A 20,100-nucleotide genomic window follows, 5' to 3' on the forward strand; every position below is an offset into this window, starting at 1 on the left:
ATGTTGCGGACGGACGAGCTCATGCGGTCTTCGGCGAGGTGGCAAAGGATGCGGAGCTTAGCCCGGCGGCACTCCGCTCGGCTTCCATCCGCGCGATCTCCGCGTCGATTTCCCTGCGATCGATCATCCCGCTCGGGTTTTCCCGCGTCGGCATTGTTTCCGTGACCGGGAGGAAGCGCTCCTTTGCGACCGCATAGAGACGGCGCAGCTCGACAAGCGGTTCGGCATGATCGTCGACGCGAAGGTTGAGCCAGGAATAGTCCTGGTCGCGGTAGATGACGAGTGCCGCCGACTGCCGTCCGCGCTTGTCGCCGCCGGCATATTCACCGGCATCCATGGCCTCCAGCAAACGTTCCGCCAGCGGCTTTCCCACTGTCTTCTTGAAGGTCGAGAGGGTTTCGGCGATCACCTGCGGGCCGGAGAGCATGTTGCCGGCGACGGATACGTTCTCGTCAACGAGATGGCCTGCCCAGTCGATGCATTTGGATCCGGTGAAGGCGGCATTGCGGCCCTTGCTGTCGATGAGGTGGAGCTGGCGCTGCTCATGTCCGTCATCGCGGCTCGTCAGCGCAGTGATCACCTCCTGCGGTGTTTTGCCCTCGGCAAGCATGATCAGGCCGTCCGTACCATAGAGAGGGCTGGAGAAGGCCTGTGACGCGATGGCGCCGATGCGCCCACGGATATGAGGGACGACGCTGCCGACCGCAAAGAAGCGGGTAGCGACGGCGATCGCGAGGTAGCCGGTTTCAGGATCGCGGGTAACGATGGACCAGGTCATGCGCTTACCTCCCCACCGCGTAGGCTTGCATCAGGCGCGGCGTTGCTGCGGCACGCAGCAATCCGTCGACATCGCGCCGCGTGGCCGTCAGGCGACCAACGGTCCATTCTTCGGCGACCGTTAGCTTGTGACCCTTGTTGCGCAGGGCTTCGAGCACGTCAGGCCGGAAGTTGGCTTCGGCGGTCAGGCCGCCGGGCTCGCGTGTGCGGGGATAGAAGGAGCTCGGGAAATGGGTGGTGTGGAAGAGCGGCAGGTCCAATGCCTGCTGCAGGTTCAGTTTGTGATGGACATAATGCAGGAAGAAGGCGAGCTGCCATTGCTCCTGCTGGTCGCCGCCCGGCGTGCCGAAGGCGAGCGTCGGACGACCTTCGTGAAGCGCGATGGACGGCGTCAGCGTGGTGCGCGGCCGCTTGCCGGGTGCGAGCGATGAGGGCAGGCCGGGTTTCAGCCAGAACATCTGCGCGCGGGAATTCAGGCAGAAGCCGAGGCCCGGAACGGTCGGCGACGATTGCAGCCAGCCGCCCGAAGGCGTGACCGACACCATGTTGCCTTCGCGGTCGATGACGTCGATATGGACTGTGTCGCCACGCTTCTCCGTCAGGTGCGCCATCGTCGGCTCGTAGACGGCACCCGATTTGGAGGCGGATGTGTCCAGCATCGCCATGGTCGCATCATACTGGCTCTCAAAGCCGGAAATCTTGCCGGGGCGAAGATCGAGCGACGCCTCCGATGTGATCAGCTTGCGGCGCTCTGCGGCATAGGCTTCGGACAGCAACGTATCGAGTGGCACGTCGGTGAATTCAGGGTCGCCGTAATAGACTTCCCGGTCGGCGAAGGCGAGCTTCATCGCTTCGACCACGGTGTGGACGAAATCGGCGCCTGTCGGCTCCATGGCAGCGAGGTCGAAGCCTTTCAGCAGCGATAACGTCTGCAGGAATACCGGTCCCTGGCCCCAAGGACCGATCTTGGCAACGGTCCAGTCGTTGTAATCGAAGGTTTGCGGCGCTTCGACCGTCGCCGACCAGCCTGCCATGTCGTCGGCGGTCAGCACACCTTTGTGCTTGGTGCCGCTGGCATCCATGACCGCGTTGTTCCGGGCGTATTTGTCGATCGCCTCTGCAATGAAACCGCGATAGAAGGCGTCCCGCGCAGCTTCGATCTGCTCCTCGCGCCCGCGCTTGCTTTCCGCTTCGGCGACGACGCGCCGCCATGTCTCGGCAAGGACAGGGTTCCTGAAGTTGGAGAGTGGCTCCGGTGCCGAACCGCCGGGGAGCCAGGTGGCATGGGATGTCGGCCACTCCTTTTCGAAGAAGTCCGCCAGCCCCTTGATCATCGTGGAAACGCGGGCGAGCACGGGATGGCCGTTCTCCAGGTAGAAAATCGCGGGTTCGAGGACATCGCGAACCGTCATCGTGCCGTAGTCGCGCAGCATCAGCATCCAGCCATCGAAGGAGCCGGGGATGACGGTCGCAAGAAGCCCGTCTCCCGGGATCAGCGTCAGGCCCTCGCCGGTATAATGCTCGATCGTTGCACCTGCGGGCGCTGGGGCCTGCGCGCATATAACCTCGACCTTGTCCTTCTTCTTGGAATAGATGAGTGCCGGAAGATCGCCACCGGGACCACAGAGATGCGGCTCGATAACCTGCAGCACGAAGCCGGTCGCAACGGCAGCATCGAAGGCATTGCCGCCCTTTTCCAGGATGCTCATGCCGACCGCCGAGGCGATCCAGTGGGTCGAGGTGACGACGCCGAAGGTGCCAAGGATTTCGGGGCGGGTCGTGAATGCATTCATTTCAAAAGTCCTTTTCGAAAGATTCAGGCGTCGCGCGGGTCGAGCGCATCGCGCAGCCCGTCGCCGAGAAGATTGAAGCCGATGACGACAAGAAAGATTGCGGCACCCGGCCACATCGCCATCCAGGGAGCCTGGCTCAAGAAATTCTTGGCGACATTGAGCATCGAGCCCCAGCTGGGCGCTGGCGGCTGCTGGCCAAGGCCGAGGAAGGAAAGGCTCGCCTCGGCGATGATCGCGGTCGCAATGGTTAGCGTCGCTTGCACCAGTATGGGCGCGAAGACGTTTGGCAGGATATAGCGGGTGATGATGCTGAGATGGCGAAGACCGATCGACCGCGCGCCCTCGACATATTCCTCCGTCTTGACGGCCAATACCTGGCCGCGCGTCAGCCGGATGAAGACGGGCATGGCGGAAAGGCCGATCGCGATCATGGCATTGGTGAGGCTCGGACCCAGGAATGCGGCAAGTGCGATCGCCGTGATCAGGAAGGGCATGGCGAGAAACGCTTCCGTCACGCGGGAAATGATCATGTCCACCCAGCCGCCGAAATAGCCGGAGATCAGGCCGAGCGGCACGCCGATGACGACTGCGATCGTCACCGAGAAGACGCCGGCCATGAGAGAGGCCCGCGCGCCCCAGATCATGCGCGAGAGAATGTCGCGGCCGATATCGTCCGTACCGAGCCAATGGGCGGCCGAGGGCGCCTTGCGGATCGCCGACCAGCTGGTGGCGACGGGATCGGGGATAGGCAGGACGGGTGCCAAGATCGCCAGGGCGGTGAAGAAGACGATGATGACAAGGCCGACGAGTGCACCCTTGTTGGCCTTCAGCTTACGCCAGGCGCGGTTCGGAGAGCGTTGGCTTGCGGCAGCCGCCTGAATGGCCGTGGTTTGCTCTATCGCGGTCATAGTGCGGCCCTCAGTCTGGGGTTCAAGAGGACGTAGAGAACGTCCGCGATCAGGTTCATCATGATGAAGCCGAAGGCGGTGCAGAGAACCACGCCTTGCACGACCGCATAGTCGCGGTTGAAGACCGCATCGACGATCAGTTTGCCGAAGCCCGGAATGGTGAAGATCTGCTCCGTCAGGACAGCACCTGCGAGCAGTTCGCCGAAGAGCAGCGCGCTGACGGTGATAATCGGCAGCATGGCATTGCGGAACGTGTGTGAGAGAACCACTGCGGCTTCCGGCAGACCCTTGGCGCGCGCGGTGCGGATATAGTCTGCGCTGAGCACGCTCAGCATCGAGGAGCGCGTGTGGCGCATCAGGGTTGCGGCGAGCGCGTTGCCGAGCACGAAGGACGGCATCAGCATCGTCTTGATCGACTGCAGCGGATCATCGAAGAAGGGCTGGTAGCCTGACGCAGGAAGCCAGCCGAGGTTCACCGAGATCAGCAATATCAGCATGATGCCGAGCCAGAAATTCGGGATCGACAGCCCGCATAAGGCAATCAGGTTGGCGAGGAAATCGATGACCGTATTGCGCTTGACGGCGGCCAGAATGCCCATCGGGATACCGATGACGAAGGCAAAGAACATCGACATGACGGCAAGCTGGATCGTCACGGGCAGCTTTTCGGCAACCAGCGTGAGGACAGGCTGGTTGGTGCGCAGCGAGATACCGAGATCGCCTTTGAGGACCGCACCCAGCCAATAGCCGTATTGATAGACGACAGGGTCGTTCAGCCGGTATTTCTCGCGCAGGAATTCGATGACCTGCGGGTCGCGCTCCTCGCCGGCCATGGCCAGGATGGGATCACCCGGCAGCAGTTTCTGCAGCGAAAAGACGAAGACGGAGATGATCAGCAGCGTCGGTATGGCGACGAGCAGTCTCTTTCCGATGTAGGTATACATGGGCAATCCTGACCTGAACATCGGCCGCGCGGGGAGGCTCCCCGCGCGGCACGCGCGATTAGCCGCTCTTCTTGACGCCGGCCAAGCGGATCATGCCATCGGGCGAGGGCACGAAGCCGGTAACGCCCTTCTTGTAAGCCCAGATCCATGCCTGGTGGCCGATGTAGATGATCGGCAGTTCGTCGTTCATGATCGCCTCCGCAGCATCATACTTCTGCTTGCGGACCGCGTTGTCCTGAGATTGCCTTGCTTCAACAAGCAGCTTGTCGACCTGGGGGTTGCTGTATTTGGAGTCGTTCAGGCCTGCGCCTGTCGTGACGAACTGCTGGATGTTGCCATCAGGATCCGGACGGCCCGACCAGTCCGAGCGGCTGAGCTGATAATTGCCGGCGGTCTGTGCGTCGAGCAGTGTGGCGAATTCCGTCGGCTTCAGCGTCACGTCGAAGCCGGCTTCAGCCACCATGGACTGGATGATCTGCATCGTCTGCAGCGTGACCGGATCGTTGGTGACGGCAATTTCGACGGGGACGCGGTCAAAGCCAGCGGCCTTTACGAGCGCCTTGGCCTTGTCGACATCGCGTGCCGGAACCGGAACATCCTTGTCGAACCAAGGGCTGTTCGGCGCAAATGGCTGGTTGCCGGCGAGCGCCGTGCCGTCGAAGACGATCTGCATGGCTGCTTCGCGATCGATCGCCATCGAGAAGGCCTGGCGAAGACGCTTGTCCTGGCCCATCGGGTTCTTGGAACGATCGCCATTGCCGATATTGGCATAGATGCCGAGCCAGCCGGTACCGACGGCGTCGGCATAGGAGAGCTTGGGATCGGCCTTGACGGTTGCGACGTCGGAGGCCGCGACGCGTTCGATCATGTCGAGGTCGCCGGAGCGAAGGTTGGCGAGACGCACCGTCGTATCCGGGATCGGGAGATAGGTGACCTTGTCGATGAAGATATTGTCCTTGTTCCAGTAATCCTGGAACTTCTCGAGCACGATGCGATCCTGCTGCACGCGCTCGACGAACTTGAACGGGCCGGAGCAGACGGGGTGGTCGCCGAATTTGGCGCCTGCCGCCTTGGCGGCGGTCGGCGACACCATCATGCCGGCGCGGTCGGACAGCTGCGCAAGCAGCGTGACATCCGGCGCCTTCAGCGTGAACTTCACTTCGTATTCGCCCGTCGCCTCAACCTTGGCGACTGACGAAAGCTCGCTCTTGCGGCGAGATTCCGGCATCGTCATGTTGCGCTGGATGTCATCGACAACTGCCTGGGCGTTGAACGGCGTTTCGTCATGGAACTTGACGCCCTGGCGTAGCGTCATCGTCAGCTCCTTGCCGTCGGCGGACCACTTCCAGGCGGTCGCAAGCTGCGGCACGAACTGGAGCTGAGGCGTGACGTCCACCAGCTTGTCGCAGAGCGCAGTATAAACGATGCGGCCAACGAAGGTCCGCGATTGGGCTGGGTCGAGCACGTCGGCATCGTCCTGCAGGCCGATCTTCAATTCGACGGCAAAGGCCGGCAGAGCGACCAGGGCTCCGGCGGCGAGAGTTGCTAGAAACTTGGCGATTTTCATATCTGTTCCCTGTTTTTAATTTGTTGCTTTGGTCGGCTGGCTTCCCTTCCAGCCGTCAATGGCGTCAACGCGGTGGAGTACCTTCAGGCCGGTTCGTTAAGGCCCTCCTTCGAGTGAGCGTCGAACGAGGTCACGCGAACGAGGCTTTCCTGCAGCAGGAGGAGGTGCTGGCGCATGGCTTCGGCCGCGCCCATCGGGTCGCGGGCAGCAATCGCGTCAACGATTGCCCGATGCTGGACATAGGTGCGCTCGCGGGTCCTGTTGCTGCTGCGGGCCAATTCGCGAATGGTTTGCCAGGCCTCATCCTGCCGGACGTGATTGATGACATCGAAGATCGTCAGGAAGAACTGGTTGCCGGCACTCTGTGCGATCAGTCGGTGCAGGGCGCCGTCCCACAATTCGCGACCATCGGCATCGTCGCTTTCATAGATCTTCTTGGTCAGCTCATGCATGCGCTCGACTTCGTCGGTCTTGGCGCGGATCGCCGCGAGCTGGGCAAGCTGCGGTTCGATGCGCAAGCGAACTTCCATGATTTCCATGAGGTCGGTGCCGGCCACGAGCGAGTTCACATGCTCGCTCCAGCCGTCCGGCCGGGCGCCGGCATAAGTACCCGAGCCCTGCTTGCGCCAGATGCGCCCCTCGGCCTCCAGCACTTCGAGCGCCCGTCGAAGGGCGCGACGGCTGACGCCGAACAGCTCCGAAAGCGCCCGCTCGGTCGGCAGTCTGTTGCCATCCGCTTCGAGCTCGCCGGAATTCAACAGCCCCCGGAGACGCTCCAGGGCGTAGGTCGAATTCTCCGGCAAGTTGCTGGTGGTCATGAGGCTGAAACTATCTGAACCAATTTCCGATTGGTCCAATAGAAGTCCATATGACAGGCGAGCGTCAAGCGCTTTTTTGTGCAATTTCGCAGGTGCACAATATTTGTGCGATGCGCCTAAAGACGTGTTGGAGACTTGCTTGAGAAAGGCGCAGGCGCGCCTTTCTCCTGTGCGAACAGTCGCTTCAATCGCCTCAGCTGCCCGAGGTTTTCTTGACGCCTTGCAGCCGGATGAGACCGTCCGGATAGGGAACGAAACCATCTATGTTGTTGCGTGCTGCCCAAAGCGATTTGTAGTGATAGAGGGTGATGAAAGGCATGTCGGCGAGATAGAGGCCGACGCCTTGGGCATAGAGCTTGGCGCGCTCCTGATCATTGGTGGTCTGTCGCGCCTGGGACAGAACCTTGTCTAGATCCGGATTGCAATAATGGCCCCAGTTCAGGAAGCCGTCGCAGGAGACCCAAGGGCTGATATTACCATCGGGATCGGGTCTTCCGCTCCAGATCGCCATGGACGCCTGGTATTTTCCGGCGTCGGAATTGGCGGCGAGTGTCGACGATTCAAGTGTCTGTATCTTCACGTCGAAACCGGCCTCGGCCGCCATCGCCTGGATCATCTGGCCGACCTGCTCAAGGATCGGACTGTTGGCAACCGCGAGCGTGAATGACGGATTTGGCGTGCCGGCTTCGGCAAGCAACGCCTTTGCCTTTGCGATGTCGCGACCCTTCAGCGGATGCGACTGATCGTAGAATTGGGTGCCGACCGGTTCCGTCTGATTTGCCGGTACGAAGAGCCCCTCATAGGCAACCTGGTTCAAGGCGTCCCGGTCGAGCGAGAGCTCCAGTGCCTGCCGGACCTTGGCGTTCTTGCCGAGCGGATTGTTGGCACTGTCGCCGTGATTGACATTGATCGAGATCAGGTCGAAGGCGGTCGATGGGCCCTGAATGACCTTGAGGCTCTTGTCATCCTTGATCGTGGCCATATCGCTCGGCGAAAGCCGTTCGATGAGATCGAGATCGCCGGACCGCAGGCTGAGCAGGCGCACGCTGTCATCGGGGATCATGCGATAGGTGACCGAATCCAGGAAGATCGCTTGGCGGTTCCAATATTGATCGAATCGCTTGAGCAGGATGTGATCCTGGGAGACGCGTTCGGCGAACTGGAAGGGACCCGCGCAAACCGGATGATCGCCGATGTTGGCGCCTTGCTTGGCAAGGGCTGCCGGGGACATCATCATGCCGGCGCGATCGGTCAGGACGCTGACCAGCGGCGCGTAGGGCTCCTTGAGCTTGATGGCTACGGTCAAGGGGTCGACGACATCCACGCTTGCGACCGGTTTGAGCTCGGTCTTGCGCTTGGAAATCGGATCGGTGCGATAGCGGTCGAGATTGGTCTTTACGGCCGCCGCATCCATGGCCTGGCCGTCCTGGAACAGGACGTGCTCGCGCAGTTTCACCGTCAAGGTCAGGTTGTCGGCAGACCAGGTCCACGATGTCGCGAGCTGCGGCTGGTATTTCCCATCTGCAGTCGTGTCGATCAGCTTGTCGCACATCGCCGCAAAGACGACGCGGCCGGCGACCGATACGCCTTGGGCCGGGTCGAGGACATCCGGATCGGCTCTCAGGCCGATGCGCAAATCCGCGGCCGAGACGCCGGTGGTTACGAGGGCTGCGAGAAGGAAAGTGGCTGCTGCGCCGATGGCTCGGCGGACTGGTGAATGCATAGTCAGTACCCCTCTTTCGGGTTGCCAACGGCAACGCCTACGATTGTCCCAACATTTCACGATGGAAAGCGTACTATCACAAGAGAACAGCACTGCACAATATCGTGCAGCGCCTAAATCTTGTGCAATGTATTATAATATTAGAAATTTCTTTCAAAGAATGTGAGCATATTGCAACCAGATTGCGCGGAATGCGAGGATGCTGATATCGTGGCGGTCATGCCTGGCGCTCATGTTCTAGCGTTGCAGAACACTTGAATTCACATCCGAGCGGGGCATATCCAGGCGTTCCGTTGCAACGCCGAAATCCGATGCGATGTGCTTAAAAAATGCCTAGATGGAGGGTCTGCGGTAGGCGTTGAGCGCAGCTTCGACCGCGAGTGCGGCTTGGAGAAGTTTTCCGTCTGCGCCAAATGCGCCGGTAAGTTGCAGACCGAGCGGCAGGTGACCGTCCATGCCGCAAGGAATGCTGATCGAGGGTTGGCCCGTCATGTTGGCGAAACCGCTTGAAAGCATTTCGCCCTCCTCGCCGTCCTCGGTGAATTCAGGATCTTCTATCGGGGCGGGGAAGGGAACGCTTGGGCTCAGCAAGACGTCCACCTCGGCGAAGCGGTCTTCGATCGATTGTCGGAGTGTTGCTCTGAACTGTTGCGCTTGCAGATATTCCACCGCGCTGACCTCAAACCCCGCTTCGACCTGCGCCCGTGTCCTCGGCGCATAGCCTTCCCGATTTTCAGCATGCAGTTCGGCATGGATCAAGGACGCTTCCGGCCTGATGATCTTCCGCAACTGCGAATTTGCCGCGGAAAGCTCCGGGATGTCGATTGCCTTGATGGTCGCGCCCAGGGCTTTCAGGATCTCGATGGAGTGCCGCAGGTTTTGCGCTACAGTGGGGGTCAGTTCGCGACTGTCGGCATGATAGGCGAGGACGCCGATCCGCACGTCGGCAAGAGACGCCGGTGACAACGAGAAGGGTTTGCCCGAGAGGCATTCGAGCATGATCACGGTATCGGCGACGCTGCGCGAGAGTGGCCCGGCGTGGTCGAGGCTCCACGACAGTGGGAACACGCCTTCGGTGGGCACAAGCCCATAAGTCGGCTTCAATCCGACGATACCGCAATAGGAGGCGGGAATGCGGATCGAGCCGCCCGTGTCGGTTCCGACCGCAAGCGGGACAATGCCGGCTGCAACCACCGCCGCCGAACCACCGCTCGATCCGCCCGAGGTCCGGCCGGTGTCATGAGGGTTGTTCGTCTGGCCGATATCGGGATGGGCGATGCCATAGGCGTATTCGAGCAGATTGGTCTTGCAGAGGATGATAGCGCCCGCTTCCCGCAGTCGCCGGACAAGCGGCGCGTCGGCATTGGCGATGGCCGGCTTTCGGACACGGCTCCCAAAGCCGGTCGGCGCATCGCGTACTTCGATGATATCCTTGATGGCAACCGGCACACCGTGAAGCGGCCCCAGATCCCGTCCCGAGCGGAACTCCGACGCCAACTGCTCCGGATCACGCATCGCCGCCGTTTTCATAACGTGGGCGACTGCATTCAGGTGCGGTTCGGCATCCTCGAGACGGGCGAGCGCCTGCTCGACGACATCCACAGGCGACAGCGAACCGTCGCGATATCGAGCGCCCAATTCCTGCACGCCGAGAAAACCGATGTCCTCATCCGAACCGGGCTGCGTATTATCCACCTCGATTCCCCCTTTGTCCGCCGCCGGCCTGTTCCTCTGGAACAAGCTATGGCACGGAACTGTGGGTCGACAAGTGTCCATTAGATTAGAACAGTTGAAAAGCTGGAATTCGACGCGGATTTCCTTCGCCAATGGAAGCGCGAGTTATTCCTGCTCACGCGTGCCAGGCGTCGCTTCGCGTTGATCCACGTCCTCCAGATCGCTCTTGACGATATAGGCATCGCTATGTTCGCGGGCGGCCTCCCGCATCGCGTCGAAATTCGGGAGGTCGTCGGGCTCAACCGTCTCATCGTCAGGTCGATCCGCCTCATCCTGCAGACGTTGATCGGCTTTCTTTTCGGCACGTTCGAGCTCGTGCTCGACAATATCGTCTGCTCCCTCTGCGGGGTCCTGCTCAGGATGAATTCTGGTCTTGCCCATGGGTGCCTCCTTCAAAGGTCGGATTACAGAGAGTTTGGTCTTCCAAACTGCCACAGGCTGCGAAGGTTCCGGGACCGGAGACGAATTGGCCACCCCCGACTATCTCGAGATAGGTTCCTGGGGCCGCATTTAGCGTTTCTCACGTCCGCTTTTTTAGGAACCTTTCCGGAAAATGTCCCGTTGAACTCCATGAAGCAAGGAGATCAACGATGAGAAACCCGCCAAAATGGGCAAGAAAATTAGCGCTTGGAGCCGCATTTCTATCAACCTTCGCCTTGGCAGGCGTTGCGTTTGCACAGCAGGCTCCGCAAAGCGAGAGATGCAAGGCACCGCAACATCAACAGCAGGCGAAGAAGGAAAATGGCGAGGCCGCAGCAACAAACGGTATCGATAGCAGCAAGCTTGCGGATTGCTCCGGGATACTTCAACCGCCGGCAACGGGAGACAGCGGCATGGTGACGCCGGCCCCTGAGGGCGGGAAGACGCCAGTCATTCCGCCTGGCGATGTCCCGAACGGCCAGGGCCAACCAGAAAGCAAATAACGGCGAGACCGTCATCGCGGCTCGGATTGTTCTATCGTCTTGGGTGGCTCGCTTGATTGCTGGTCGCCACCCGACACGAAGGGCTTGATGACGACGATGCTGAGGACCGACGCGATCATTCCGGCAATGATGAGAAGAAGAAGTGTTCTCAACTGGAACTCACTGAGTCTGATATCCGTCGACGACCCTAGTTTGATGCGATCGCATGGCTTTCTTCTTTCCTTGTTTGCCCTGCAAACGTTGGATCGTTCTGTCGAACAACGAAGCCGGGCGAAAGGTTCCCTTCGAGGCCGGTGGAGGAGGAACCTTTTGCCGGAGAAAAAGTTGAATTCGTGAGTTTAAGCTCGAGGAAAATGCATGCCTGGAATCCGCAAAATCGACCGACCGAAAGAGAAGATGGATCCGCGCGATCGGCTGATCATCGCGCTTTACGCACAGCTGAAGGCAGAGCGGGAAACCCGCGAAACGCTCGAATGGGTCATCCGTAACGGGGGACTGTCTAACGAGGTGCTTGAGGCAATTGCCGGCGATCCTGTTCCGGTCGTCACCAGTGAGGATGTGGCGGCGCTCGAGAAGCTCATCGCGCTTGATAGAAGCAGGCGCAAACATTGAGGAAAGAGGAGTAATTTCATGACCTACGTCACATATGAAATCGTCCGCCACGACGGCGGCTGGGCTTACAAGCTCGGAAATACTCTCTCCGAGACTTATGCCTATCGCGAGGACGCCATCGAAGGCGCAAAAAGCGCGGCGGCGCGCCAGAAGCTGGACGTGGAAGACGTGAGCGTCCGCGAGCATGCGGCGAGAACGAGATAATCGATAAACGAGGGGCTGGTGCATGACGACACGTGCAAGCTGGAGAGGGTTTCTGATGATCGAGGCGTTGAGTTGCCCTGTCGCCCTCTATACGGCCGTCTCTTCAGCGGATCGCCTGTCGTTCAATATCATCAACCGCAAGACCGGCCATCGCGTCGAGCGGCAATTCGTCGACAGCGAGACGGGCAAACCCGTCTCGCGCGATGATCAGGTCAAGGGCTATCGGCTCGAACAGGGCGATTACATCATGATCGAAGATGATGAGATCGCATCCATCACGCCCCATGGCGACAAGACGCTCACGGTCGAGAGCTTCATCGACAGCGACGATATCGACAAGCTCTTCTTCGAGCGGCCATACTACCTCGCGGCTGGTCCGGGCGAGGGCGATGAGGTTCTGGCGCTGATCGCCGAGGCGATGCGGGCAAGAAAAGTGACAGCGCTTGCGCGGGCGGTGCTTTTTCGCCGCTATCGCACCATGCTCATTCGTCCCCACGAAGACGGGCTGGTCGCGACACTGCTCAATTTCGACTATGAGGTTCGTTCCGCCAAAGAGGCATTTAAAGCCATTCCCGATCTCAAGATAACCGACGAGATGTTGGATCTTGCCGGCCATATCATCGGCACCAAGCAGGGTGAGTTCAAACCCGCAGCCTATGAGGATCGTTACGAGGCTGCTCTTGTCGAATTGGTGAAAGCCAAGATCGAAGGCAAGCCGCTTCCGAAGGGGAAGCCCGCAAAGGAAGAAAAGGTCGTCGATCTGCTTCAGGCTCTTCGCGAGAGCGCGGGGCTCGGCGGCAAGGGCAAGGGGGGCGCGCCCAAGGGCAAGCCGCCTGCGGGTGCACAGCGCCAACGAAAGGCGGGATGAGCCATGGCCCTCGAAACATACCATTCGAAGCGGGATTTCAAGAGGACGCCGGAGCCACGAGGTCGCGCGCACCATCAGGCGGGATCGAGCTTTGTCATCCAGAAGCACGATGCGACGCGCTTGCACTACGATTTCCGTCTTGAAATGGACGGCGTCCTGAAAAGCTGGGCGGTGACCCGCGGCCCAAGCCTCAATCCCGAGGACAAGCGGCTCGCCGTCCATGTCGAGGATCATCCGCTCGACTACGGAGACTTCGAAGGCACTATCCCGAAAGGCCAATATGGCGGCGGCACGGTTATCGTCTGGGACCGTGGCACCTGGAAGCCGATCGGTGATGCGAAAAAGGGTTATGCCAAGGGCCATCTCGATTTCGAGCTGGACGGCGAGAAACTGCATGGCCGCTGGCACCTTGTCCGCATGGCCGGACGCAGCGATGAGAAGCACGACAACTGGCTGCTGATAAAAGGTGACGACGCCGAGGCACGCCACGACGGCGAGGACATACTCGAGCAGATGCCCGATTCCGCAAAGACCGGTCGCAGCCTCGATGAAGTCGCCGAAGCGCCGGAAAAGACCTGGAACTCCAGGGCAAAGAGAGCCGAGAAACCTGCCACTTCAGCCAAGCCGGTTTCGCCGCGAAAGAAAGCCCCTGAAGTTGCAAGGAGACCCACCATGCCCAAGGGGGCGGAGAGGGCGGCTCTGCCTGATTTCGTCGAGCCGGTCCTTGCCAAACTGAAGCCAAAACCGCCTGCCGGTGAGCACTGGATTCACGAGATCAAGTTCGATGGCTATCGGCTTCAGGCACGGCTGGACGATGGAGAGTTGAAGCTCCTGACGCGCAGCGGCCTCGATTGGACGGATCGGTTCGGCAAGACAGTCGCTGCCGCATTGCAGGCGCTTCCGGCCAAGACCGCGCTGATCGACGGTGAACTTGTCGTCGAGCGCGATTCCGGCGCGTCGGATTTCTCTGCCCTGCAGCATGATCTCAGCGAAGGCAGGAGCGATCGGTTCATCTTCTACGCGTTCGATCTCCTTTATCTCGATGGCTACGATCTGAGATCAGTGCCCTTAATCGAGCGCAAGGAATTGCTGGAGAAGCTCCTGCCGGAGCACGGTGAGGTGCTTCGCTATAGCACCCATTTCGTTGATGATGGCGGTCTCGTGCTAAAGCATGCCTGCCAGCTAAGTCTCGAAGGCGTCGTCTCCAAGGATCGAAACAGTGAGTACACATCCGGACGCACCGGCAGCTGGATCAAGTCCAAATGCTCGCAGCGGCAGGAGTTCGTGATCGGCGGCTATGTGCCCTCAACCACGCTGAAGAACGCGATCGGCTCGCTTGCCATGGGCGTTTATGAAAAGGGCAAGCTTATCCATGTCGGCCGTGTCGGCACCGGTTACACAGTGGCGCTGGCGCAGGACCTTTATCTCCGGCTCTCGGCAATGGAGCAAAAGGAAAGTTCCTTCGACGATAAGCTGACTGCCGAAGAGCGGCGAGGGCTGGTCTATGTCAGGCCCGAACTCGTCGGCGAGGTAGAGTATCGCGCCTGGTCGGGCGACGGTAATCTCCGCCACGCTGCCTTCCGGGGTTTGCGCGAGGATAAACCGGCAAAAGAGATCGTTCGCGAAATGGAAAAGACAACAGCACCGAGCCTGCCGAAAGCGAGCGTATCGCTCACCCATCCCGACCGGATATACTGGCCGGACGAAGGCGTCACCAAGGAAGGGCTTGCGAATTACTATGCGCAGGTCTGGCGGCATATGGAGCCTTTCGTCGTCAACCGGCCCCTGGCGCTGCTGCGTTGCCCTGATGGCATCGATGGCCAGCGCTTCTTCCAGAAACATGCCTGGAAGGGCATCAATGCCCATATCGAACAGATCACCGATCCCAAAGACAAGGATGGCGAGAAGCTGTTGCGGATCATCGATTTCGATGGGTTGATCGCGCTGGTGCAATCCGCGGTCCTTGAAATTCACCCTTGGGGCACGACGACCGACAATTGGGAAAAACCCGACATGATCACCATGGATCTCGATCCGGGCGAAGATGTCGAATGGAGCGCGGTTATCGATGCAGCTCGCGAGATCAAGGCTCGCTTTGCGGCGGTCGACCTTGCTTCCTTTGTCAAGACTTCGGGCGGCAAGGGCCTGCATGTCGTCGCGCCGCTCAAACCGAGGGCAGGCTGGGAGGAGGTCAAGGCCTTTGCGAAATCGCTTGCGGATGGGATGAGCAAGGACAGTCCGGAGCGCTATCTCTCGGTCGCGACCAAAGCCAAACGCGAGGGCAAGATTTTCATCGACTACCTGCGCAATGGCCGCGGCAACACTGCCGTCGCAGCCTATTCGACCCGCGCTCGTCCGGGCGCTGCCGTGTCTATGCCCCTGTCGTGGGATGAACTCGGCAAGGAAATCGGCCCTGCCCATTTTACGGTCGACAATGCGGCGGCGCGACCGGAGGCGCTTTCGAGCGACCCCTGGGGCAACTTCTTCAAGGCAGCGGGGCCATTGCAGACAGGCAAACCGAAGGCGAAGGGCTAGCGCGGTTTCGAACCACGATTTTCCGAGGCGATGCTCTTCTTCAGCGCGTCCATGATGTTGATGACATTGCCTGTTGTGGGAGGCGGTTCCGGCTTCGGCGCTGGCGCCTTCTTGCGACCCTTCTTCTTGGCCTTGATGATGTCCGAGAGCTGGTCCTGCACGGGGTCTTCGGCCATATCGGGTGACCAGTCGCGCGTGCGCTCCTGGATCAGTTTCTTCATGAGCGTCATGCTCTCGGCCTCGGGCTTGCCGTGTAGGGTGAAATCACCTTCCGGCGCGCGGACATCGTCGCCATAGCGCAGGGTCCAGAGAACGATGCCTTTTCCGTCAGGTTCCAGCAACACCGCTCGCTCGCGGCGATAGAGCACGAGGCGGGCAATGCCGACCACGTTCTGCGCTCTCATCGCCTCGCGTATCACGCAGAAGGCCTCGACGCCGACCTTGTCCTCCGGCGTCAGGAAATGCGGCTTCTCATACCAGATCCAGTCGATGGAGCCGCGTGGGACGAAGGTGCTGATATCGATTGTCCGCGTGCTCTCGAGCCCGACGGATTCGATCTCGTCGTCTTCCAAGATGACGTAGTCGTCCTCGCCGCGCGGATAGCCCTTGGCCTGGTCCTTGTCGGCGACGGGTTTGCCAGTCACCTTGTCGACGTAATGACTTTCCACGCGGTTGCCGGTGGCACGGTTCAGCACATGGAAACGAATCTTGGTGCTCTCTGATGTGGCAGGCGTCAGCGACACCGATGCCGTCACCAGCGAGAGCTTGAGATATCCCTTCCAGAAGGTCTGTCGCGCCATGGGTTTCCATCAGCCGCACTTCAAGCGGCGTCCTTGTCCAGTTCGGGATAATGCCGAAAGATGCCGTCTTCGCTGAATGCAAGCCTCCGCTCGGATTTCACGTAATCTGCGATTCTGGGACGTTTGCGGACTGAGCTGTGCAGGGCTGCAAGTGCCGGATATTTCGTTGCAAAGCCGAGCATCCCGCGCGGAAATGCATAGTGCAGCCCCTCGACGACTTGGAAGAGCGACAGATCGACATAGGTCAGGCTCTTGCCGACAATGTGCTCCGGTCCTTCCGGGTTCTGTTGCAGGACACGTTCGAAATAACCGAGAAACTTCGGAATGCGGTTGTCGATGAATTCGGCAGACCGTGCCTTGGCTTCCTGCCTCTGGTCCTCGAAATATTGGGAGGTCGCGATCGGGTGGTGGGTGTCGTGCACCTCCGCGACCAGATCGGTGATCGTCAGCTGCAGTCCGTGTGTGACGGCCCGAAGCCCTTCATCCGCCGGGGCAAGCCCAAGCTTGGGTCCAAGATACATCAGGATATTTGCGACATGAGAGATGATCCGGTCGCCATCTCGAAGGAATGGCGGCGCGAAGGGGATATGGGGCTCGGTCCGGCTCTCCATGATCTTCATCATAGCCCTCATGCCCTGCGGGCCGCGCGTCACGTCGACATAGTCGGCTCCCGCTTCCTCAAGCGAGAGCCGCACGAACTCGCCACGGCCCTGAATGCCGTCCCAGTAGTATAGCTCATAGGTCATCCAAATCGTCCCTTGTCCAATATGCTGCTGGTGAACGTTCTATTTGGGCTTGCGATGGAAATCCTTACGCAGCTCGTTCTTCGCTTCTTCGAGCCTATTCTTCTGCTTTTTGTCGAGCTGATTGCCCGCGCGATTGATGTAGAAATTCAGCATCGACATCGCCGATCGGAAGGGGCTGGACTTGCGTCGAGAACTTGCCTCTGCTGAATGCTTCAGAGCGTCCGCAATCTTCTTCGGATCGTGCGATTTGAATACACCTTCCTTCAGGTCCATCGCATCGCTGTTTTCGGTCACGTCCTGCGACCATTTCTTCTTCTGCGACTTGGCCATGGTCATCGTCCCTGGATGCTCGCGAGCATCAATTCCCGTTCCTCGCTTTTCGCTGCACATGAAATTCATTGCGCTCGGGATTGTTCCATCCCGAAGAATTTCGCCGAAATGACCCAAAACGATATGGCCCGACGGGGAACCGTCGGGCCATCGCAAAGTTTGGATCGAGAAATTGTGGGGCGAAGAAGGATATGCTCAGACTTTTGCTGCGGGCGCCTTGCGCGGCGCGCGTTTTGCGGCAACTGCCTGCGTTACAGCAGCTGCAGCGCCGTTGCTGCCAACCGCCACCTTTGGCGCGGTTTTACGCTTTGCCTTTGGCTTGACTTCGATGCCATGGGGAGAGGTCTTTTCGACCGAGGCGCGCTCTTTGCTTGCCTGTTCCCAATGGGCTGCGTCACGACCTGTCGGATAACCTTCTTCTTCCCAGATGGCGTATGCCCGCTTTTTGATCCATTCGTCCCTTGATTCCGTCATCGCTTATCTCCGTTCCCATGACTGGACTTCGCTTAACTTTGCAAAATGCCGAAAGTTCCTGGCCTGCGGCATCCTGTGCACGCCAATGCTTGATTAAGTGAATGCCCGTTCTTGAAACGCGGGCTTGCATGTGAAAACAGGCCCCTTGGGCCACGGAAGGCACATCTTCCGAACGCTACGCTTACAAAATCCGCTGCGACCTCCTGCCGACGAGATCCCTAGACTTGTGCAAAAAGAAGTGTGGAGGCGAAGCAGCGACGCAGCGAGTATGGGCCTACCGGTCTGCCGGTTCAATTCAAAATGACTGCCGATCCGCGGCTAGCGTTAAAATTATGGACATTGCAGGGAGACAGGAACCATTGGCCGGTTTGACTGTTCCTTTGCCCAGAGTGTCCGATCGACCGATGCGAACGTTCCGGGAGACCAATGCATGACGAGCCTGAACCGCAACTTGGCCGGTATCCGAGCGCACTGGGGACCAGAGATCTATGACGGCGATGTGATCTTTCGATTATGGGCGCCCAACGAAAAAGAGGTGAGAATTCGGCTTGATTCACAAGAATTTGCCATGACGGCGAAGGAAGGCGGCTGGTTCGAGCATCGATGCGCGAAACCGCCCTTCGGAAGCGAATATCAATTCATCCTGTCTGACGGTCTTGCCGTGGCCGATCCCGCTTCGCGATCGCAGCTCTCAGCGGTCGATGGGCCGTCGCTGCTGACGGTGCCTGATAGTTATGAATGGAAGACAAAATGGCGCGGCAGACCCTGGGAAGAGGCCGTGATTTGCGAACTGCATATCGGCACCTTCACGCCGGAAGGGACATTCCGGGCTGCGATGGAAAGGCTGCTGCATCTTGCCGAGAGTGGTTTCACGGCGATCGAGATCATGCCTGTAGCCCATTTTTCCGGCAAGCGCGGCTGGGGTTATGACGGTGTCCTCCACTACGCCCCGCACCCGGCTTATGGGACACCTGACGACATGAAGGCCTTCATAGACGCCGCCCATGCTCATGGCATCATGGTGCTGCTCGATGTCGTCTACAATCATTTCGGTCCGGAAGGGAACTATCTGCCGAGGTATGCGCCGGCCTTTTTCCGCGCCGATGTGCAGACCCCATGGGGAGCTGCGATCGACTACGGCCAGGAGGCCGTGCGCCGCTATTTCGTCGGCAACGCGCTCTATTGGATCGGCGAGTTTCAGCTGGACGGGCTCCGCCTCGATGCGATCGAGCAGATCTATGACAGTTCTCCGAAGCATATCCTGACCGAGATTGCAGAGAGAGTGCTTGGGGCGTTCCCTGATCGCGAAATCCATCTTGTCGTAGAAGACCAACGCAATGATACGGGCGTCCTGGCGCGCAATGCCGGTGGTGGAGTAAAAACCTATACGGCGGAATGGAACGACGATTTTCACCATGTCGCCCATGTAATCGCTACCGGCGAAGTAGCGGGTCACTACAAGACATTTTCGACCGATCTTGCGGAAAAACTGGCCAAATCGCTGGCCGAGGGATTCATTTTTCCCAACCGTGGCGCCGCCTCGGCCAGTGCCCTGTCAGAGCCTGGCAACAACGCGGTTCTACCGCCAGCCTCCTTTATAAATTTCCTGCAAAATCACGATCAGATTGGCAACAGGGCATTCGGTGAAAGGCTCCTTAGCCTCGCGGACGATGGCATGGTCGAGGCGCTGACATCGATCATGCTGTTGTCGCCACAAATCCCATTCCTGTTCATGGGTGAGGATTTTGGGGAAACGCAACCTTTCTTCTTCTTCTGCGACTATCCCGGCGAACTCGGTGAGATCGTCCGCAAGGGCAGGGCGGCGGAAGCTGAGGGTTTCGGCGGCATCAAGGACGGGAAGTCGCTCGTCGATCTGCCCGATCCCAATGCCAAATCGACCTTCGATCGATCGAAACTGCAATGGCAATCGGTCGACACTGGACATGGGCAGCACTGGCGACGGCTGGTTCGCAATCTGCTGACATTGCGCCAGCGCTATGTCGTGCCCGTACTGAAGCGCGGCAACGTCAGGGCGGAGATCTTAAGGGCACCGGATCACGTCGTCGCTGTCTCCTGGACATCAGGCGAACACAAGCTGGAATTGCGGGCCAATCTCTCAAGTGAAATGAGAGCGATTCCTCCGCTCGACGGCGTCGTCATTTTTGACAATGGCTCGCCTTCCGGGAAAGCCCAAACGGCGGAGGGAAAGCTTGGGCCGCGGGCGGTGGCTTTTGCGATCGATTCGGCTTTTGCGAACGCAGGTTGAGGAAATTCGAAATCACCTGGGATCTGTTGTTGCTCTAAACGGCTAAATGTGTTGCACTTTTCAGACGAGTAGATCTCG

At 59.5% G+C, this 20,100-nt stretch carries 18 protein-coding genes and 2 pseudogenes; 6 read left to right on the forward strand and 14 right to left on the reverse strand.

Translation table 11 applies throughout. The features are described from left to right. Positions 1-19 precede the first annotated feature (19 nt). The 9 genes and pseudogenes from DTW90_RS26545 to DTW90_RS26585 form a co-directional block, all read right to left on the reverse strand. Complete coding sequence (locus tag DTW90_RS26545) at positions 20-778, reverse strand: DUF1028 domain-containing protein (protein WP_149342234.1); 759 nt, start codon at positions 776-778, stop codon at positions 20-22. 4 nt (positions 779-782) lie between these two features. Then, a complete protein-coding gene (locus DTW90_RS26550) occupies positions 783-2,570 on the reverse strand; it encodes a gamma-glutamyltransferase family protein (protein WP_149342236.1) in 1,788 nt (595 codons plus the stop codon). Between the two features lie 23 nt (positions 2,571-2,593). Further along, positions 2,594-3,478 carry an ABC transporter permease gene (locus DTW90_RS26555; RefSeq protein ID WP_149342238.1) on the reverse strand — a complete coding sequence of 295 codons (885 nt, stop codon included), beginning with the start codon at positions 3,476-3,478 and terminating at the stop codon, positions 2,594-2,596. Next, positions 3,475-4,422 carry an ABC transporter permease gene (locus DTW90_RS26560; protein ID WP_132524489.1) on the reverse strand — a complete coding sequence of 316 codons (948 nt, stop codon included), beginning with the start codon at positions 4,420-4,422 and terminating at the stop codon, positions 3,475-3,477. Before DTW90_RS26560 ends, DTW90_RS26555 begins: the two co-directional genes overlap by 4 nt. 58 nt (positions 4,423-4,480) lie before the next feature. Continuing rightward, the gene (locus tag DTW90_RS26565) at positions 4,481-5,989 is read right to left on the reverse strand and encodes an ABC transporter substrate-binding protein (protein WP_149342240.1); all 1,509 of its coding nucleotides are present in this window, start codon (positions 5,987-5,989) and stop codon (positions 4,481-4,483) included. 83 nt (positions 5,990-6,072) lie between these two features. After that, positions 6,073-6,807, reverse strand: a complete 735-nt coding sequence (locus DTW90_RS26570; RefSeq protein WP_149342242.1) for a FadR/GntR family transcriptional regulator — start codon at positions 6,805-6,807, stop codon at positions 6,073-6,075. Positions 6,808-7,000: 193 nt separating this feature from the next. Beyond that, positions 7,001-8,530 (reverse strand): ABC transporter substrate-binding protein, encoded by a 1,530-nt coding sequence (locus DTW90_RS26575; protein ID WP_149342244.1) that lies wholly within the window; start codon positions 8,528-8,530, stop codon positions 7,001-7,003. Between the two features lie 333 nt (positions 8,531-8,863). Continuing rightward, positions 8,864-10,225: an amidase gene (locus DTW90_RS26580; RefSeq protein ID WP_188080059.1), complete on the reverse strand. Its 1,362-nt coding sequence runs from the start codon at positions 10,223-10,225 to the stop codon at positions 8,864-8,866. Between the two features lie 144 nt (positions 10,226-10,369). Further along, positions 10,370-10,567: pseudogene (locus DTW90_RS26585) on the reverse strand (hypothetical protein); the annotation flags it as partial. A 287-nt stretch (positions 10,568-10,854) separates the two neighbouring features. Here DTW90_RS26585 and DTW90_RS26590 point away from each other — a divergent pair. After that, positions 10,855-11,187, forward strand: coding sequence for a hypothetical protein (locus DTW90_RS26590; RefSeq protein WP_149342250.1), 333 nt, complete (start codon positions 10,855-10,857; stop codon positions 11,185-11,187). 11 nt (positions 11,188-11,198) lie between these two features. Here the strand turns inward: DTW90_RS26590 and DTW90_RS37255 are convergent, their stop codons facing one another. After that, positions 11,199-11,339 (reverse strand): hypothetical protein, encoded by a 141-nt coding sequence (locus tag DTW90_RS37255; protein ID WP_188080060.1) that lies wholly within the window; start codon positions 11,337-11,339, stop codon positions 11,199-11,201. Between the two features lie 205 nt (positions 11,340-11,544). Between DTW90_RS37255 and DTW90_RS26595 the strand changes: the two genes are divergently transcribed. The 4 genes and pseudogenes from DTW90_RS26595 to ligD all read left to right on the forward strand — a co-directional run bounded on the left by DTW90_RS26595 (position 11,545) and on the right by ligD (position 15,406). After that, entirely contained in the window at positions 11,545-11,799 is a 255-nt protein-coding gene (locus tag DTW90_RS26595) for a hypothetical protein (protein ID WP_132524483.1), read from the forward strand. 18 nt (positions 11,800-11,817) lie between these two features. Beyond that, positions 11,818-11,955: pseudogene (locus tag DTW90_RS26600) on the forward strand (DUF2188 domain-containing protein); the annotation flags it as partial. A gap of 70 nt (positions 11,956-12,025) precedes the next feature. Continuing rightward, on the forward strand, positions 12,026-12,871 hold the full coding sequence (locus tag DTW90_RS26605) for a Ku protein (RefSeq protein WP_149342252.1): 846 nt from the start codon (positions 12,026-12,028) through the stop codon (positions 12,869-12,871). Positions 12,872-12,874: 3 nt separating this feature from the next. After that, positions 12,875-15,406: a DNA ligase D gene (gene ligD / locus DTW90_RS26610; RefSeq protein WP_149342253.1), complete on the forward strand. Its 2,532-nt coding sequence runs from the start codon at positions 12,875-12,877 to the stop codon at positions 15,404-15,406. On the opposite strand, the gene DTW90_RS26615 is transcribed toward ligD, so the two are convergent. The 4 genes from DTW90_RS26615 to DTW90_RS26630 all read right to left on the reverse strand — a co-directional run bounded on the left by DTW90_RS26615 (position 15,403) and on the right by DTW90_RS26630 (position 17,756). Then, entirely contained in the window at positions 15,403-16,206 is an 804-nt protein-coding gene (locus tag DTW90_RS26615; RefSeq protein WP_132524479.1) for a Ku protein, read from the reverse strand. The genes ligD and DTW90_RS26615 overlap by 4 nt on opposite strands. 20 nt (positions 16,207-16,226) lie before the next feature. Then, positions 16,227-16,952, reverse strand: a complete 726-nt coding sequence (locus DTW90_RS26620; RefSeq protein WP_149342255.1) for a glutathione S-transferase — start codon at positions 16,950-16,952, stop codon at positions 16,227-16,229. A 39-nt stretch (positions 16,953-16,991) separates the two neighbouring features. Next, entirely contained in the window at positions 16,992-17,282 is a 291-nt protein-coding gene (locus tag DTW90_RS26625) for a DUF3175 domain-containing protein (protein WP_149342257.1), read from the reverse strand. Positions 17,283-17,477: 195 nt separating this feature from the next. Beyond that, positions 17,478-17,756: a DUF2934 domain-containing protein gene (locus DTW90_RS26630; protein WP_132524476.1), complete on the reverse strand. Its 279-nt coding sequence runs from the start codon at positions 17,754-17,756 to the stop codon at positions 17,478-17,480. A gap of 430 nt (positions 17,757-18,186) precedes the next feature. Here DTW90_RS26630 and treZ point away from each other — a divergent pair, with 430 nt between their 5' ends. Continuing rightward, the gene (treZ, locus tag DTW90_RS26635) at positions 18,187-20,022 is read left to right on the forward strand and encodes a malto-oligosyltrehalose trehalohydrolase (RefSeq protein ID WP_149342259.1); all 1,836 of its coding nucleotides are present in this window, start codon (positions 18,187-18,189) and stop codon (positions 20,020-20,022) included. The last annotated feature ends 78 nt before the right edge of the window (positions 20,023-20,100 follow it).

It is taken from the genome of Neorhizobium sp. P12A, from assembly GCF_008365395.1.
Classification (GTDB): Bacteria; Pseudomonadota; Alphaproteobacteria; order Rhizobiales; family Rhizobiaceae; genus Rhizobium.

Bases quoted from the DNA above. Each gene is read 5' to 3' on its own strand.
- DTW90_RS26590 (WP_149342250.1), top strand. From the start codon at position 10,855: ATGAGAAACCCGCCAAAATGGGCAAGAAAATTAGCGCTTGGAGCCGCA.
- treZ (WP_149342259.1), top strand. From the start codon at position 18,187: ATGACGAGCCTGAACCGCAACTTGGCCGGTATCCGAGCGCACTGGGGA.
- DTW90_RS26575 (WP_149342244.1), bottom strand. From the start codon at position 8,530: ATGCATTCACCAGTCCGCCGAGCCATCGGCGCAGCAGCCACTTTCCTT.
- DTW90_RS26625 (WP_149342257.1), bottom strand. From the start codon at position 17,282: ATGGCCAAGTCGCAGAAGAAGAAATGGTCGCAGGACGTGACCGAAAAC.
- DTW90_RS26595 (WP_132524483.1), top strand. From the start codon at position 11,545: ATGCCTGGAATCCGCAAAATCGACCGACCGAAAGAGAAGATGGATCCG.
- DTW90_RS26560 (WP_132524489.1), bottom strand. From the start codon at position 4,422: ATGTATACCTACATCGGAAAGAGACTGCTCGTCGCCATACCGACGCTG.
- DTW90_RS26555 (WP_149342238.1), bottom strand. From the start codon at position 3,478: ATGACCGCGATAGAGCAAACCACGGCCATTCAGGCGGCTGCCGCAAGC.
- DTW90_RS26605 (WP_149342252.1), top strand. From the start codon at position 12,026: ATGACGACACGTGCAAGCTGGAGAGGGTTTCTGATGATCGAGGCGTTG.
- DTW90_RS26565 (WP_149342240.1), bottom strand. From the start codon at position 5,989: ATGAAAATCGCCAAGTTTCTAGCAACTCTCGCCGCCGGAGCCCTGGTC.
- DTW90_RS26630 (WP_132524476.1), bottom strand. From the start codon at position 17,756: ATGACGGAATCAAGGGACGAATGGATCAAAAAGCGGGCATACGCCATC.
- ligD (WP_149342253.1), top strand. From the start codon at position 12,875: ATGGCCCTCGAAACATACCATTCGAAGCGGGATTTCAAGAGGACGCCG.
- DTW90_RS26615 (WP_132524479.1), bottom strand. From the start codon at position 16,206: ATGGCGCGACAGACCTTCTGGAAGGGATATCTCAAGCTCTCGCTGGTG.
- DTW90_RS26570 (WP_149342242.1), bottom strand. From the start codon at position 6,807: ATGACCACCAGCAACTTGCCGGAGAATTCGACCTACGCCCTGGAGCGT.
- DTW90_RS26550 (WP_149342236.1), bottom strand. From the start codon at position 2,570: ATGAATGCATTCACGACCCGCCCCGAAATCCTTGGCACCTTCGGCGTC.
- DTW90_RS26620 (WP_149342255.1), bottom strand. From the start codon at position 16,952: ATGACCTATGAGCTATACTACTGGGACGGCATTCAGGGCCGTGGCGAG.
- DTW90_RS26545 (WP_149342234.1), bottom strand. From the start codon at position 778: ATGACCTGGTCCATCGTTACCCGCGATCCTGAAACCGGCTACCTCGCG.